The 16,436-nt window shown below is 51.6% G+C and carries 12 protein-coding genes; 5 read left to right on the plus strand and 7 right to left on the minus strand.

Going from position 1 to position 16,436, the window contains the following annotated elements:
• The first annotated feature begins 531 nt into the window (after positions 1-531).
• Positions 532-1,473 (plus strand): glutaminase A, encoded by a 942-nt coding sequence (gene glsA, locus KP806_RS10395; protein WP_224723534.1) that lies wholly within the window; start codon positions 532-534, stop codon positions 1,471-1,473.
• Positions 1,474-1,535: 62 nt separating this feature from the next.
• On the opposite strand, the gene KP806_RS10400 is transcribed toward glsA, so the two are convergent.
• The 6 genes from KP806_RS10400 to KP806_RS10425 form a co-directional block, all read right to left on the minus strand.
• Positions 1,536-2,105: a YkvA family protein gene (locus KP806_RS10400; RefSeq protein ID WP_224723535.1), complete on the minus strand. Its 570-nt coding sequence runs from the start codon at positions 2,103-2,105 to the stop codon at positions 1,536-1,538.
• 21 nt (positions 2,106-2,126) lie between these two features.
• The gene (locus KP806_RS10405; RefSeq protein WP_224723536.1) at positions 2,127-3,974 is read right to left on the minus strand and encodes an ABC transporter ATP-binding protein; all 1,848 of its coding nucleotides are present in this window, start codon (positions 3,972-3,974) and stop codon (positions 2,127-2,129) included.
• Positions 3,967-5,697, minus strand: a complete 1,731-nt coding sequence (locus KP806_RS10410; RefSeq protein ID WP_224723537.1) for an ABC transporter ATP-binding protein — start codon at positions 5,695-5,697, stop codon at positions 3,967-3,969. The genes KP806_RS10405 and KP806_RS10410 overlap by 8 nt, the downstream gene beginning before the upstream one ends.
• Positions 5,698-5,805: 108 nt before the next feature.
• Positions 5,806-6,726: an ArsR/SmtB family transcription factor gene (locus KP806_RS10415; protein WP_224723538.1), complete on the minus strand. Its 921-nt coding sequence runs from the start codon at positions 6,724-6,726 to the stop codon at positions 5,806-5,808.
• Between the two features lie 114 nt (positions 6,727-6,840).
• Positions 6,841-8,331, minus strand: coding sequence for an arabinosylfuranosidase ArfA (arfA, locus tag KP806_RS10420; protein WP_224724011.1), 1,491 nt, complete (start codon positions 8,329-8,331; stop codon positions 6,841-6,843).
• A 267-nt stretch (positions 8,332-8,598) separates the two neighbouring features.
• Complete coding sequence (locus tag KP806_RS10425; RefSeq protein ID WP_224723539.1) at positions 8,599-9,330, minus strand: YceI family protein; 732 nt, start codon at positions 9,328-9,330, stop codon at positions 8,599-8,601.
• A gap of 173 nt (positions 9,331-9,503) precedes the next feature.
• Here KP806_RS10425 and KP806_RS10430 point away from each other — a divergent pair, with 173 nt between their 5' ends.
• Positions 9,504-10,943, plus strand: coding sequence for a SpoVR family protein (locus KP806_RS10430; RefSeq protein ID WP_224723540.1), 1,440 nt, complete (start codon positions 9,504-9,506; stop codon positions 10,941-10,943).
• Between the two features lie 105 nt (positions 10,944-11,048).
• Here the strand turns inward: KP806_RS10430 and KP806_RS10435 are convergent, their stop codons facing one another.
• Positions 11,049-13,340: a glycoside hydrolase family 127 protein gene (locus KP806_RS10435; RefSeq protein WP_224723541.1), complete on the minus strand. Its 2,292-nt coding sequence runs from the start codon at positions 13,338-13,340 to the stop codon at positions 11,049-11,051.
• Between the two features lie 259 nt (positions 13,341-13,599).
• Between KP806_RS10435 and KP806_RS10440 the strand changes: the two genes are divergently transcribed.
• From KP806_RS10440 to KP806_RS10450, 3 genes are all read left to right on the plus strand, one after another.
• On the plus strand, positions 13,600-14,406 hold the full coding sequence (locus KP806_RS10440) for an AraC family transcriptional regulator (RefSeq protein WP_263575672.1): 807 nt from the start codon (positions 13,600-13,602) through the stop codon (positions 14,404-14,406).
• A 102-nt stretch (positions 14,407-14,508) separates the two neighbouring features.
• Positions 14,509-15,129, plus strand: a complete 621-nt coding sequence (locus KP806_RS10445; RefSeq protein ID WP_224723542.1) for a spore coat protein — start codon at positions 14,509-14,511, stop codon at positions 15,127-15,129.
• A 60-nt stretch (positions 15,130-15,189) separates the two neighbouring features.
• Entirely contained in the window at positions 15,190-16,434 is a 1,245-nt protein-coding gene (locus KP806_RS10450) for an MFS transporter (protein WP_224723543.1), read from the plus strand.
• The last annotated feature ends 2 nt before the right edge of the window (positions 16,435-16,436 follow it).

A 16,436-nucleotide genomic window follows, 5' to 3' on the forward strand; every position in this document is an offset into this window, starting at 1 on the left:
TCGTCCTGAGCCAGGATCAAACTCTCCATAAAAGTGTTTGACTTGCTCATTACTTTATTATCGCTTTTCCATTAATCCGTGAGGATTAAAGGGGCAGTTTCACTCGTTGTTCAGTTTTCAAAGAACAAGCTTTTCTTTCTCGCCGTCCGCGTGTTTCTCTCGGCCGGAATTAGAATATACCATGCATTCGCCTAATCGGTCAAGCTTTTTATCGAAAAAACTTTTTATTTGTTGTATTCTGCCGAATTTAATCGGAACCAGTTCGTAACCAGTTGTCTCAGCAGCTCTACATATGACCTCTTATGGCTTTACACATTGATTTATTAGCCAATGTTTAAATCGCACGATATATAGAATAATCGATAACCACCCTTAATTGCAACACTTTTTTATCATGCTTTTTGTACCGGCTGAACAATTAAGCACAGCTAGTGAGATAATGCTTTAATTCCATTCATTATTTATAATATGCTTAGTAAGAGCATTTCTAAATAAAAAGCAATTAGTAATCCTTATGAAAGGAGCGTCGACATGTCAGCAGCAGAACTGGATCGAATCGAAGCCTTACTGCCTAATTGGCTTGAAGAGAAGCGGCGGAAATGCCAGTACGGCAAGGTGGCTTCCTATATCCCGGAGCTGTCGAAATCCCCCGCCGAAGCCTTGGGCATCCATATTACCGACGCACAGGGCCGTTCGGTTGCGGGCGGCGATAGCCGGCTGCCTTTTACGCTGCAGAGTATTTCCAAAGTGTTTACGTTAATATTAGCTCTTATGGATAACGGCGAGGAAGTCGTATTTGATAAAGTAGGCATGGAGCCGACCGGTGACAATTTTAACTCCATGCTGAAGCTGGAGCTTGTGCAGCCGGGCATCCCGTTCAATCCGCTGATTAACGCGGGTGCCATCGCAATCTCTTCGTTGATCGCCGGGAGCAGCACGACGGAAAAGTCTGCACGTGTTCTGGACTTCCTCCGGCTGCTGGCAGGCAATCCCTCCCTCCACTACGACATGGACATTTACAGATCGGAATCGGACACCGCCAATCTGAATCGTTCGATGGCATACTTTTTGAAGGATAACGGCGTGCTCAAAGGAAGAGTCGAGGATGTGCTGGACGTCTACTTCCGTCATTGCTCCGTCCAGGTGACCTGCGCAGACTTGGCGCAAATGGCCCTCGTGCTGGCGCATGACGGCAACAACCCGATCACGGGAGAATCGTTGATTCCCCGCCGTTACGTTCAGATCGCCAAAACCTTCATGGTTACCTGCGGCATGTACAATGCATCGGGGGAATTCGCCATACAAGTCGGCTTGCCCGCCAAGAGCGGCGTATCCGGGGGAATTCTGACGATGGTACCCGGCAAATACGGAATAGGGGTCGTAGGCCCCGCTTTAGGCAGGAAAGGGAACAGCATCGCAGGCGTCGCACTTCTCGAAGCCCTGTCCCAGGAGCTCGACTGGAGCTTGTTTTAGAGCAAAAAAAGAGGCGCATAATGGAAGGTACTGACTCATCCAATTTGCGCCTCTTTGCCTGCTTAATAGCCGGGCTTTGACAGCTTAACGTTTTTATTCAGAACAAAAAATTGCTCCGCCTTCTCCCTGTGATCGTCCGTAATATGAGCGCTGATCGATTTATAAGCCAGCAAAACGGCTGTCGCGTCGTCCACGAAGCCGGCCGCGGGCAGAAAATCCGGGATCAGGTCGATCGGCAAAATCCAGTACGCCAGCGCCCCTACCGCGGTAGCCTTGGCGGAAATTGGCGTTTTCGGATCGATGGAGCAGTAATATAGCGCCATAACCTCCTTCGAAAAAGGCACCTTGGCCGCATAGCGCTTCACTTTTGCCCAAAAGCCTTCCTCCACGTATCGGATTTGCTTGTCCTGGTCCCCGATTTTGGCTATCCACTTCTGAATGTCAACTTCCCGCGTCGAGTCTTCCTCCGCAGCCTGCTTCTCCAGCGACGACTCCAGCTCGCTTGCGGACGGCTCGTACGGCATAGGCTCCTCGACCAGCTTTTCGCCGCAAGAAGAGCATACCCAAGCCATCAGTCCCTCCGGCTTCACCTCGTTAGGATGCCCGCAGCCCGGGCAAGGTATCACTGCCATCTCATCTCGCCTCCTGCATCGTTAATCGTTGCTCGCATGGCCCTTGACCATTTTGCTGTAATACCCCTGTTTACCCAAAAGCGTTTCATGCGAACCTTTCTCGACAATCGCTCCCTCCTGCAGCACGACAATTTGATCCGCCTGCCGGATCGTATTTAGCCGGTGTGCAATAACAAAGCTGGTCCGGCCCTCCATCAAGCGCTGAAGAGCTTCCTGTATTTTAATTTCGGTGACGGTATCGATGCTGCTGGTCGCCTCATCAAGAACGAGTATGGAAGGATTCGCTAAAATCGCCCGCGCAATCGCAAGCAGCTGCTTCTGCCCTTGGCTGATGCCGCTTCCGTCCATTTTGAGCATCGCGTCATAACCGCCCTTCATCCGGACAATAAAGGAATGCGCATTAGCCAGCATCGCAGCTCGCTCGACTTCCTCGTCCGAAGCGTCCAGCTTGCCGTAACGGATGTTTTCGCGGATTGTCCCCTCGAACAGAAACGGATCCTGCAGCACGAAGGCCATTTGCGACCGCAGACTTTCGCGTTTTATTTCGCGGGTATCCATGCCGTCAATCGTCACGCTTCCCGAACTTGGATCGTAAAACCGGCACAGCAGCTGGATCAGCGTCGTTTTTCCCGCTCCCGTCGGACCGACCAGGGCAAGAGTTTCCCCGGGCTTAACCCGAAAGCTTACGTCCTGGATGGTCGAATTGCGCCCTTCGTATGCAAACGACACATGCTTGAACACGACCTCTCCCCGAATCCCGGACAGCTCGACGGCGCTCGACTCGTCCGTCCGTTCCTCCTCCTCGGCAAGCACGTCGAATACCCGTTCCGCGCCGGCAACCGCCGAAAGCAGCGTATTCCACTGATTCGCCAAATCATTGAGCGGTCTGGTAAACTGTCTGGAATATTCCGCGAAAATAACGATAACGCCGACGGTGATCGCGCCATTCAGCGCAAAGACGGCGCCGATTCCCGCTATAATCGCAAAGCTGAGGTTATTCAATGCGTTCATGAGCTTTGGAATAAAGCCGGAAATGGCCTGAGCCCAAAAGCCGGACACCCGTATACGCTCATTGCGCTCCCGGAACGCCTCGATTACCGTCCTCTCCTGCGAGAAGGCCTTGACGATCCTCTGGCCGGATAACGTTTCCTCAATGTAGCCGTTCAGATCGCCGAGATTGCGCTGCTGGGCTTTAAACAGTTTTCCCGTCCTTTCCGTGATCCATTTCATGCCGAGCACCATTAGAGGGACGACAAGAAAGGTCAGCAGCGTAAGCGCCGGGCTGAGCGTCAGCATTACCGTCACCGTCCCGATCAGCAGCAGCACGCTTGAGAGCAGCTGGATAACCGAGCTGTTCAAGGAGGAGCTGACATTCTCGATGTCATTCGTCACCCTGCTCATGAGCTCCCCGTGCTGGCGCTTGCTGAAATAAGGAATCGGAAGCCGGTGCAAATGCTCGAACAGCTGTACTCTCATACGGTAGACCGTCTGCTGGGAGACGGTAATCATCCATACGCTTTGCAGCCACATCGTCAGGGAATGTAAAGCATACACGGCTGCCATTGCGGCCAAAAATCGAATAAACCCGCTGCCGCGGTTAATCAGATAATGGTCGATGGCCGTTCCCGCCAAATAAGGGCCGAGCAGCGAAAACGCCGAGCTCAGCACAACCATCGCGATGACGGAGAACAGCCTTCCTTTATACGCGATCAAGTAAGACCACATGCGTCTAAGCGTGCCTGAAGCGTTTTTCGCTTTAGCTTTAGACTTCGGTTTGTCCGAGGCTGCTGGGGGATTACCGTGCGGAAGCGCTTCCGCCGCAGTTCCCGGCTTCGGGTACAGGAAGGGCTCCTTCCATAATTTAAGCATGGCATACACCTTCCTTCCCGAACTGCGATTCGTAGATTTTGAGGTATAAACCTGATTCCCGCAGCAGCTGCTCATGGGTGCCTCTGGCAAGCAGCTCTCCGTCGTCCAGCAGCAATATTTGATCCGCTCCGAAGGTTGAGCTGATCTTCTGGGTGACGAGGAAGGTGGTGCATTTCATTTGCTTCAGCGCCTGCAGAAGGGCCGCTTCCGTATGTACATCAAGCGCGCTCGTGCTGTCATCCAGCAGAAGAATGGCCGGCTTGCGGACCAAAGCTCTCGCGATTGTCAGCCGCTGCTTCTGGCCGCCGGACAGATTAACGCCCTTTTGCCCGACGATCGTGTCGTATTGCTGCGGCAGCTTCATGACCGTGTCGTGAATTTGCGCCAACTTCGCCGCTTCGATGACCTCCTCCATAGAGGCGTCTTCCTTGCCCCAGCGGATATTGTCGGCCACCGTTCCGGTAAACAGCACAATCTCCTGAGGGACGTAGCCGATTTGCTTGCGCAGCTGCTCGAGCTTCATCCGGCGTACCGGTATACCGTCCAAGTATACCGAGCCGCTCTCCGCATCGTACAGCCGCGGAATCAGTTGCAGCAGCGAGGATTTGCCGGAGCCGGTCGCGCCAAGAACGGCAATCATCTCGCCGGGCTTAACCGCAAACGATATTCCGCTTAGCACAGGCAGCTCCGTATCCGGATATTTAAAGAATACCTGCTCAAATGTGACCGCTCCGCTTTGCAGCTTTGCAGCGGCATCGCTTTCCTGTTCGTCCTTCAAATCGATCTCGGTAACAATGACTTCTTCCATCCGCTGGGCGGAAGCGCGGGCGCGAGAAAAGTTCACGACGATCATCGACATGATCGACAAGGCGGCGGTCGTGCGGGTAGCATAATTCACGATCGCGACAACCTCCCCGACCGTCGCACCGTTCGTATCGAGCTGAACCCTGCCGAACCACAACACAGCCATAACCGCCGCGTTCATGGCGAGCAATATAACCGGCATCGTCGCCTCGGTCAAGCGCAGCGCGGATACCGTTTTGTCCATGAGCTGCCGGCTTGCCTGCGCAAACCGGTCCGACTCATGCTTCATCCGCACGAATACCCTGACCATTCTCATCCCGATCAGATTTTGCTGCATGACTCCGTTCACTTTATCCAGCTGCTGCTGCACCGCGCGGAAAAGCCTCTCTCCTTTCTTGAGCACCCAAAGCAGAAACACGCACAAAAACGGAATGACCGCCGCCAGCCAGAGCGCGAGCTTCGGGTGCACCACAAATGCCATTACGATACTCCCGATAACTAGTAGCGGAGCACGTAGCATAATCCTAAGGCCCATAAACACGGTATTCTGAAGCTGCATCACGTCATTCGTAAGCCTGGTGATCAGCGACGATTCAGGAAACCGGCTGAAATTGGCGAAGGAAAAGGATTGTACCTTCTCATACAAGCGCTCCCTGAGGTCAAAGCCGAAGCTTTGGCTGACATGCGAAGCATAGAAAGAGCTCAAGATGCCGACCGCAAAAGCAAGTAGCGAGCACGCGGAAAGTATGCCTCCCCATTTCATCACCACCGATAGATCCTGCCGCCCGATGCCGTCGTCGATAATTTTTGAAATGACGTAAGGCTGCAGCAGCTCGACCGCAAGCTCGATCAGCATCAGCATGAGAGCAATGGCGGCCGCGAAGCGGTATTTCCCTAAAAACGCAAACATCGTACGCATCGTTCATCCCCCGGATATAAGCTCATAGATTGCCTTAGTTTCTATTATAGCGGCATATGCGGAATATGGCATTGAAGTCGCGCAATTGACGGACGGAACGAAGCCGCATTAAGAGTTTCTGGCATCCTCGTAGAAAACCCGGAACAAAATATCGTGATTGTAATTGCCAAACCCTTTTCCATATAACGTTAAGCCGCCTACATGGTCCGCGTCCTCCCTGACCCCGATGCGGAAACTCCAGTAATTGCGGTCCAGCCCGATTTCCCCGATCCCGACCCCCGACATCTGCTGGCCGTCGATAAAGGTGCCGTTCTCCTCGATGCGGATCACCTTCAGCAGGCCGTACTGGTTAATGCGGTCCTGCCACCAGACGGGAGAATAGCGGCCTCTTACTTCACCGTAGTCGCCTGGGCTTGTCCACATGCCGATTTCTTTGCCGTTAAGCGTAAAATCGATATCGGAGGGCCAGTTTTCGTTTACGCCCGGAGCCTCTGAGCCAAGTTCCATCGTAATTTCCAGTGCGACAGGACGCTGGCCGGCAAGCAAATAATTCGGGACCTTATATTCCACATAGCCTTTCCCAAACCATAAAATTCCTGCGTTCATCCGTTCAGGCTCCAGGAAAAATCTCGGGTCGTCGAACTGCCCGATCATTTTCTCGACAGTCGCAATGCCGCATGTCGGAAATACCTCGAACTGCGTATAATGGCCGACGGGTACGCTGACTTCATGGACCTTCTTGACGTCCATCGAAGGATGCGGAAGCTCAATCGAGATCGAGCGCTCCGCCAGCGTGCAGATTTTGTGGGTGCCTCCGTGCTTGCGAACCATCTTCGTATGGACGAGTCCCGCCTTCTCCAGCTTCCGGATATGCATCGTGACGATCGCGCTGCTAAGGCCAAGCGCTTCCGCAAGCTCCTTCACGTTCATCGTATCGGCGGCCAATAAATTAATAATCGATAACCTTACCGGGCTTGCCAACGCTTCGTAAAGCGGCAGCCAGGCGTTATCCGTATTCGCATGAATCATCTGCTTCTCCCCTTTCCGCTATTCTATAACAATAGAAGGGCATCGCAAAAGCCGGAATTTGGCCTTTGGACACCCTGTCCGTTGTTATTAGTACTTTAAGCAGCTATTTCAACCTTAAACCTTTATGCGGATGACGTTCCACGATGCTTTGCCAAGTATCGCCTGAATTTTTCCTTCGTCGCCGACCTGCGCGTTACCTCCCGTATGAGGAGAAACGCGGTTAGGCGCCTCCGCCGTATTCGTCATTTCCAGGTCCTCATGCTCAAGCACGATGTGCTCGATTACCCGGAACGAGCCGAAGCTGCGGAGATCGATTTCGAAAGCGAGGCTTTCTTCGATGTTGCGGTTCACGGCGAAAATCGTTACTTCCTCTTTCTCTTCGTTGTGAACGGCTACCGTTTCCAAATACGGAACGTCGGTATATTCCTTCGAATCGTATTTCGGCGATTTCACGAGAGGAACAAGCACCGTCCCGCGGCCGAACAGGCTTGCGTGCATGTACGGATAATAAATCGTCTGCTTCCAGGCAGGCCCGCCGTTCTGGGTCATGATCGGCGCAATGACGTTAACAAGCTGCGCGATGCAGGCCATCTTGACGCGGTCCGCGCGCTTCAGCATGCTGATCAGCATACAGCCGACAACAAGCGCATCCTCTTGATTGTAAATATCCTCGAGCTGAGGAGGCGCGATCGTCCAAGGCTCCAGCTGCTTGTCCTGGGCGTGGGAATGGAACCATACATTCCACTCGTCGAAGGACAGGTTAATTTTCTTCTTGCCGCGCTTCTTCGCTTGAATGTAGTCGCATGTTGAAATGACTGTATTGATATAAGAGTCCATGCCCACCGATTTGGCGAGGAAATTCATCGTGTCCTTTTCGGCATTGCCGAAATACTGGTGAATCGAAATATAATCCACCGTATTATACGTCAAATCAAGCACAGTCGATTCCCATTCCGGGAAGGTCGGCATATTGATATTCGAACTTCCGCATGCGACCAGCTCGATCGACGGATCGACCCAGCGCATCGCCTTGCCGGTCTCGTTCGCCAAACGTCCGTATTCGACCGCCGTTTTGTGGCCGATCTGCCAAGGGCCGTCCATTTCGTTGCCCAGGCACCAGGTTTTTACATTGTGCGGATCCTTATAGCCGTGCTCGATGCGGAGATCGCTCCAATACGAGCCGGATTTATGATTGGAATATTCAATCAGATTGCGGGCCTCGTCAATGCCGCGCGTACCGAGGTTCACGGCCATCATCGCTTCCGTGTTCGCTTTCTTGCACCAGTCCATGAATTCGTTGTAGCCGATCCAGTTCGGCTCGACCGTTCTCCAGGCAAGCTCCAGACGTCTAGGGCGCTTGTCTACCGGCCCGACTCCGTCCTCCCAGTTGTATCCGGATACAAAGTTGCCCCCCGGATAACGGACAATCGGAACGTCAAGACCCCGTACCAGCTCGAGCACGTCCGAACGGAAGCCGTTCTCGTCCGCCGATGGATGATCCGCTTCGTAAATGCCGCCGTAAACCGCACGTCCCAGATGCTCGATAAAAGAACCGTAAATCCGTTTGTCAACTTCGCCGATTTGAAAATCCTTATCCACGATCATCGATGCTTTGTTTGTCACCTTCGGTCACCTCTGCCCTAAATTAATAATTTCATTAATTAATAAGCTTTTTGTTAAATTCATATACTTATTTAACTACATGATTTAAATTAATTCAAGTGTTAATTTTGATAGTTTTGAATTAGTATATTAATTAATTCAGGCGTTAACAAAAAGAACCCTTCCAAGGCGCGATTTTACTGGCATACATACCAGCCGCTTGCCCCGGAAGGGTTTTTGTTCGATCCTATTAAGTTTCCAAATTGCCGTTTATGACTTGCTTAAAATAAGCCTCAATTCGACCGTCAGCTCGTTTTCCGTTTGAACGACGACGTTATGCGGGTTTTTCATGCCAAAATCCTCGAATGTGACGATTGTGCCGGCTTCGAGCTTCAATTGGCCTTGCTCTACCGTCGCTTTCCCCGTAAACGCGACCTCTTTCGTAATCCCCTTTACCGTCAAATTTCCGCGGATGTTCACCTCGTACACTTGTCCATCCGTCCATTCGGCCGGCATTCCTTCAAAGGATGTTGCGGTAAAATGAGCGGTCGGAAATTGGGCGACATCCATAAATTCGGCCTCGGATATATGGATGTCCCGTTGGGCGTTGCCGGAATCCATGCTGGAAAGCTCGACGGTTCCATCGGCTTTCGTCAAGGACGGATCCCCGCTATTGATCGTCCATGTTCCCGAAACCTGATCCATCTCGTAATTCACGCTCTCGCGCGAGGTCGTCACCGAAAAATAAGCTTTCGAATCAGGCTGGATCGTCCATGTTCCGTCGACATCCGCCGGTTCCGCGGCAGAAGCCGCTTCCGCGCTCCCTTCGCCGCCGGCGCTTGTTTGTCCTGCGAGCTCCGTCACGTTATTTTCCGCAGGCCCCTCTGCTATGACGCTTTCTATTTCAACCCGATTGCCCGTCAATTCGCCGACCGCCCAATAAAGCCCTCCTCCGAGGACCAAAATGCCGGCCGCCAGCCCGGCAATTATTTTTTTGTTCATACGTACCTCCTTGGCTTGGCTATTATATTTCAGTTTAACGGAGCGTACTGAATTCAAGCTGAACGAAACCTTAAAATAATATGAAAATTTTGTTGCCGGCAGCCGGTCATAACCTTGGCCATCGCTTCATACAAATGGTATGAATCGTATAACGAATACACGGAGGGGTAATTATGAATGCTGATTATATCCGTGATTTAGAGCGCGCGATAGATGAGATAACGGAAATCGCCAGCGGCTTCGGCCTGGATTTTTATCCGATGAGATATGAAATCTGTCCCGCAGACATCATTTATACATTTGGCGCCTACGGGATGCCGACACGTTTCGGACATTGGAGCTTCGGAAAAACCTTTCACAAAATGAAGCTGCAGTACGACTTCGGATTAAGTAAAATTTACGAGCTGGTCATCAACTCCAACCCTTGCTACGCCTTTTTGCTGGAAGGAAACTCGCTGATCCAGAACAAGCTTATCGTCGCTCACGTGCTGGCCCATTGCGATTTTTTCAAGAACAACTCCCGCTTCGGCGTAACGAACCGCAACATGGTCGAGAGCATGTCCGCCACGGCCGACCGCATCCACCAATACGAGATGGATCACGGCACGGAAGCCGTCGAAAAATTTATCGATGCCATCCTGGCCATCCAGGAGCATGTCGACCCTACCCTCATCAAGCCGTACCAGCTGGACAAAAAACGGTATATCGAAATGGCGCAAAAGGACAGCGAAAAGTCCGCTTCGCATGGCGGAGGTTCCCCTTACGACGATCTCTGGGATCTGGATGCCGATCCGTCTCATTCCGCGGCGAGGCATGCCGGAGAGACGAAGCGCTTCCCGCCGAGGCCGGAAAAGGACATCGTTTGGTTTATCGAAGAATATTCGACTGTTCTGCAGGATTGGCAGCGGGACATTCTTTCCATGCTCCGCGATGAAATGCTTTATTTCTGGCCGCAGATCGAAACGAAGATCATGAACGAAGGCTGGGCTTCGTATTGGCATCAGCGCATCATCCGCGAGCTGGACCTGACCAGCGACGAGACGATCGAATTCGCGAAGCTGAACTCCTCCGTCGTCGTGCCGTCGCGGCATACGCTGAACCCGTATTATTTGGGACTCAAAATATTCGAAGACATCGAGCGGCGCTGGGATAACCCGACCAAGGAGGAGCGCGAGCGCTTCGGCCGCGTGCCCGGCAAAGGACGGGAGAAAATTTTCGAGGTTCGCGAGCTTGATTCCGACACGTCCTTCCTGCGCAACTATTTGACGAAAGATTTGGTGAAGGATCTGGACCTGTATATTTTCGAGAAAAAGGGGCCCGAGTGGAAAATTACCGACAAGACATGGGAGAACATCCGCGATCAGCTCGTTTATTCGAAGGTTAACGGCGGCTTCCCGAGCTTGTTCGTGAAGGACGGCGATTTCAACCGCGTCGGCGAGCTGTACCTGATCCACGAGTATGAGGGCACAGAGCTGGATTTGAAGTACGTCGAACGCACCCTGCCTTACGTCGTTCAGCTATGGGGCAAAAACGTTCATCTGGAGACGATCGTCGAGGACAAAAAAATCGTGTTCAGCTGCGACGGGAAAAAGACGAGCCGGAAGTTTGTTTGATAAAATACGCGAAAGGGCTGCACCTGATACAAGGCGCAGCCCCTTTTTCAACCGTTCATTACATTATTCGCCGTGTCAATCGCCGAGCGCAGTTGCCCGTCATCCTTAGAGCTCCGACAGAGGCCGCATCGTCCGCAGCATGCCGTAAATGCCGTTGACCTTGTCTTCCGGAACGAATTTAAATTCCGCATGTTCCTTACCGTCAATCAGCCCGGCCGGAATCGGATAGTTTTGGGTGACAAACTGGCGTTTCCGTTCGGGAGAAAGTTTTTCGCTGACCAGCAAGCTGCCGTTCACGTAAATATTCATGACGCGATTATGGTTAAGCAGGAAATAAGTCACCTGAAGCTGATTGTCACCTCCCGGCTCCACCGCCATTTTGTAGCTGAACCAGCCGCCTGCATGCGCCAGCCTTCCGTTCTGGCCGTCCCATGCTCCGCCGAACGTCTCTTCCCCTTTAATCTCATGCTGCAGTTCATATTGATCGTTGCCGACCTGGACGCTGTCGATCGTCGCATCCTTGATCAGCTGCTCCATTCGGCCAAGCTCGAGATGCCGCTTCAATTGCTCGGAATCGGCTTCGACGATGTTCCAGTAAATGCCGTACCGCTCGCGATGCTGCTTATAGTGCGGGGTGAACACAAGCCGTTCGTCCTCGTCCGTATGGCGGAGCCTGAACGTCAAGCCGCCTTCTTCCTTCACCAAGTGCCGGTCAATGCCGTCCAGCCACTGCTCCGGGCTCATGCCAGCCGGAATAATAAAATCCTTGACCAGCATTTTGCGCGTCGGTACCTGTACCATAATTCCCGTTTGCGCCTTCGACAGATCTTCCGTCCCAAGCGCCGCGCTGAGCACGACCGGTCCGTATTGGAAGCCGGCGGCATACTTGTTGTCAGGCAGACGCGAAACGATAATCCCCATCGGAAGCGTCAATTCCAGCGTATCGCCATCGCTCCATTTGCGCCCGATAACCAGGCCGTGCTCCGTCCTTTCCGCCGCTGCAGGGGCGCCGTTCACCTTTGCTTCGATTTCACCTTTGATCCAATAAGGAATTCGGAGATGCAGCTTCAGTTCTTTGGCCGCCTGACCGTCCGTCTCCACCTTAATGGTTACCCGATCGTTTTCGGGAATGCCGGAGCTTTGCGTCAAGGTGATCTGCTGCTCCTCCCAATTCAGCTTCGAGCTGATGTACTGATTAATGAAAAGCTCATTAGCGTTGTGGAAGTAGATGCTGTCGTTCAGCTTCGTAAAGCTTTCCATTCCCGTACCGGTGCAGCACCAGAAATGCTCGAACGGAGAGCTGTAAATTTTGAAATATCCCGTGGCCATCGGCTGGAAATACATCGTCATCCCCGTATCCGGATTTTGCGAGGACAAAATGGCGTTTACGTAATTGCGCTCATAGTAATCCGCATATTTCCGGTCTCCGGTCAATTTGAACAGCTCGCGGGTCAGCTTCAGCATATTGTAGCTGTTGCAGGTTTCGCAGGTAACATCGGTACGTCTTCCGTCCAGCTTATCCGGCTCGCCAAAATGCTCGTTTTCGCTGTTGCCGCCGGTGATATAGCTGTGTTGGTAGACGACAATATCCCAAAACCTCTCGGCCGCTTCAAAATAGGAACGCTCGCTTTCGCCTACTGCCAGGTAACGGTTCAGCGCTCCCAGAAATTTAGGAATGGTCGTATTGGCGTGTTTTCCTTTCAAAATATCCCGGCCTTGCCGGATCGCTTCAAACAGCGGCAGCTCGTCAAACTTATGGGCCGCGTCAAGATGCTTCCGGTCCCCGGAAATTTTGTACAGGTCGTAGAGGCAAGCGTTCATTCCGCCGTATTCTACCGCCAGCACAGTCGCTTGAAGCTCATCCGACCAGAGCGATGTCCGCGAAGCGACCCAGTCGCCAAGCTTCACAACGGTGTCAAACGCAGCCCGGGATTGCGTCGCGTGATAGACCGAGATCAACCCTGCAATAATTTTGTGCATCGTATACCAAGGCACCCATGCCGGCTGCTTCCTCTCGATATTGTCGATGAGCGACTCGGGAAACGCCGACAAATAACCGCTATCAAACTGGCTTTCCGACAATTCGGATACGATATAATTCAGCTTCTCCAGCAGTACGGGATCCTTGGTGGACGAATAAGCTTGTGCGCAGGCCGTTAAAAAATGTCCAAGCGTATGCCCGCGAATTTCCGTGTTTTCCCAGCCCGGATACTTCTCGGCCTTCGGCTCAAGTCCCTTTGTTTCCCGGAAGCCTGCAAGCAATCGGTCCGCTTCGTAGCTGTGTAAATATTGGAGCTCCTTCGCAAATGCATTCGCATGATAAGCACCGGTCAGCGTCACCTGATCCAGCCTGAAATCCCGCAGCGTGCTCTTCCGGAGCAGCGTTTGTTTTGTCATCATTCCGTCTCCCCTTACCTTTACCGTATTGTCGGCTCAATCATCTTCTACTACAGCTTACCGTTTTGGAAATTACGGGGTAAATGGCGAAACGTTCGAATTTGTGTAAAAAAGTCATGTCTTGGTCATTGTTCCGGGTCAATTTCACTGCTATCCTAATATTTAAGCGATTCCATAAGGTGTGAAAAGGTTAGAAAACAAGGGGCTGATCCGGATAATAGGGCATACGTTTCAAATCGAGAAACCGCTTCATTTAAACATGACGGGAAAATTCGTTTCCCCGTCTCCCGATTGGATGCATGCAAGCAGGGTTCTCATGGATTATGAATTGTTCGTACAAACCAGAGGCCGATTTTTCATTGCGGATGAAGAAGAGAGTCACGTCCTTGAGGAAGGGGATTTTCTGCTGATGACGCCCCGGACGAGGCAATTCGGCTACCAGGCATCGGATTGCAGTTTTTATTGGCTTCATTTTACAGCGGATGAGCAGCTGACAGCCTCCTGCCCGGTCGAGGAGTATACCGCGCAATCAGGGACCATCATGATCCCGGGCAAGGGTACACTCAGCAGCGCGGATAAAATTATCGTCATGATGAAGCAGCTGCAGGACTCCGTACGGAGCTATCACGACCAGACGCTGAACAATTACATGACGACCAGCATTTTATGCGAGCTGTACAATCAAGCTTATTTTGTCAAAAACGCTCCCATCCAAAAGCTGAAGCAGCTTCAGCTGTACAACGACATCGTCGATTACGTCAAATGGAACCGGTTTGAGCCGCTCAAGGTGTCGGAGATTGCGGTGCACTTCGGCTACAATATGAAATATTTGTCCCATTTGTTCCACAAGGCCGCCGGTATGTCTCTCAAACAATATATTTTGCAGCAGAAAATCGAAGCCGCTTCCTTCCTGCTGACCGACACGAATCAAAGCATCAAAGAAATTGCGATGCAGCTCGGCTATCATGACAGCCATCACTTCATGAAATCCTTCAAGCAAATGACAAATTTGACGCCGACCAGCTTCCGGAACGCCGCGGCAAACCGTTTGTTGTATTACCGGTAAGCATGGATGATTCGATTTGGTGCATACGAATGGCTGTTGCGGAAATACTACTCCAGGTTAAATCGTTCCACCGTTAGAAATCTAGAGGAGGTTATTTTCCAAATGGCAGCACATTTAGGCGCGCACGAAACGATGGAAGTACATGAAATTTTAACGTCTTCCATTAACGCAATCAATCATTTCCAGCTGTACCGTTCCTTCGTGAAGGATCAGCGTCTTCTTCAAATGCTGGACCGTCAGCTTCAGTTCATGACGAACGAGTACAATCATATGCTCCAGACGTTGAGTCAGGAAGGCTTTGGCCAAGCTGCGCCATACCGCTCCGAAAGCATGGGGGCGCCTGTATACGGGCTGGACAATCCGGCGCCGCAAAGCCCGAACGTATCAATGAATCAATTGGACGATTGGGATGTGTCGAGCAGCATGCTGTCCTGCCATAAAAATTCGGCCGCCAAAAAAATGATGGCCGCGCTTGAATGCGCGAATCCGCAGCTTCGCCGGATGATGCAGCAGAGCTCGATCAACTGCTCCGAGCAGGCTTACGAAGTATGGCAGTATATGAATCATATGGGCTATTACCAGGTGCCGACGATGAAGGAAGAAACGACCAACACCGTGCTGCACAGCTATCGCCCGGCAATGAACCAGGCGATGAACCCTGCCATGATGCAGGGCATGAATCAGGCGCCTGCAACAGGAATGCCGAATCAATACCAACAGTGATGCAAATGAAAATTTACGGGCCCGCCGAAGCGGGCCCGTATCGAATGCGGGGAAAACGAATTGAACGAGAAGAAAAAAAAATGGGATTTGGCGGCAATTTCCTCCATTCCGTTAATTATGACGCTTGCCAATTCCATGCTCATCCCCGTTCTTCCCCTTATGCAAAAAAAACTAAAGATTTCGTCCGTGCAATCGAGCCTTATCATTACCGTGTATGCTGCGGTATCGATCCTCTTTATTCCGTTCGCCGGTTATTTGTCCGACCGTTACGGCCGGAAGCCTGTCATTGTCACCGGACTATCCATCGCCGCTGCCGGCGGATTGATATCCGGCTTGGCGGCCATGCTGATGGACAACCATGCTTACGGAGTTATTTTGGCGGGGAGACTTATTCAGGGCATCGGAGCTGCAGGCGCATTTCCGATCGTTCTGCCTTTGGTCGGCGATATGTTTGATAACGAGGAAGCCGTAAGCAGCGGACTGGGCATGATTGAAACCTCCAACACATTAGGCAAAGTTGTCAGCCCCGTCTTCGGCTCCGTTTTGGCGATTGTTGTCTGGTACCTCCCTTTAGCAGTCATACCCGTTATATCCGCTATATCTATTGCCGCCGTAATATTTCTGGTTAAGGTTCCAACGAAAGAAAAAACAAAAGTTAAATTTAAGGAGTTTTTAACATCTATTAAATCCATTCTCTCCGAAAAGGGACACTGGTTGTATGCCATTTTTGCGATAGGCGGCAACATCATGTTCATTATGTTCGGATTTCTCTATTACTTATCTTCGGTGCTTGAGGATCATTATCATATCGAGGGAATCAAAAAAGGGGCGCTGCTTGCCATCCCGCTCTGCGCCATCTGCTTAGCCGCTTTTATAACAGGGAAATTGGTCGGAGAAAACAAGTCAAAAATGAAATGGTTTACGGCAGCCGGACTCTCCTTGCTTGCCGCGTCGATGCTAACATGCGGAATCATGGACACAAAAGGCTTGGTTCTGTTGAATACCTTTATGTTCATTGGCGGTACGGGAATCGGTCTCGCCTTGCCCAGCCTGGATGCGCTTATTACGGAAGGGATCGATAAAAAACAGCGGGGTACGATTACGTCCATCTACAGCAGCGCCAGATTTATCGGAGTGGCATGCGGTCCGTTAGTCGCATCTCTTTTGTTGAATAAAGACGCATGGCTTTTTTACTTATTTACGGCTATTGCTTGCGCCTGCCTTCTGATCGCTCTGTTTTTTATCAAACCTGCAAAGAAAAAAATGCATAAACCTATACGAGCATTCAAGGTAACGGACAAGTGATC

It is taken from the genome of Paenibacillus vietnamensis (genome assembly GCF_020169515.1).
GTDB classification, from domain to species: domain Bacteria; phylum Bacillota; class Bacilli; order Paenibacillales; family Paenibacillaceae; genus Pristimantibacillus; species Pristimantibacillus vietnamensis.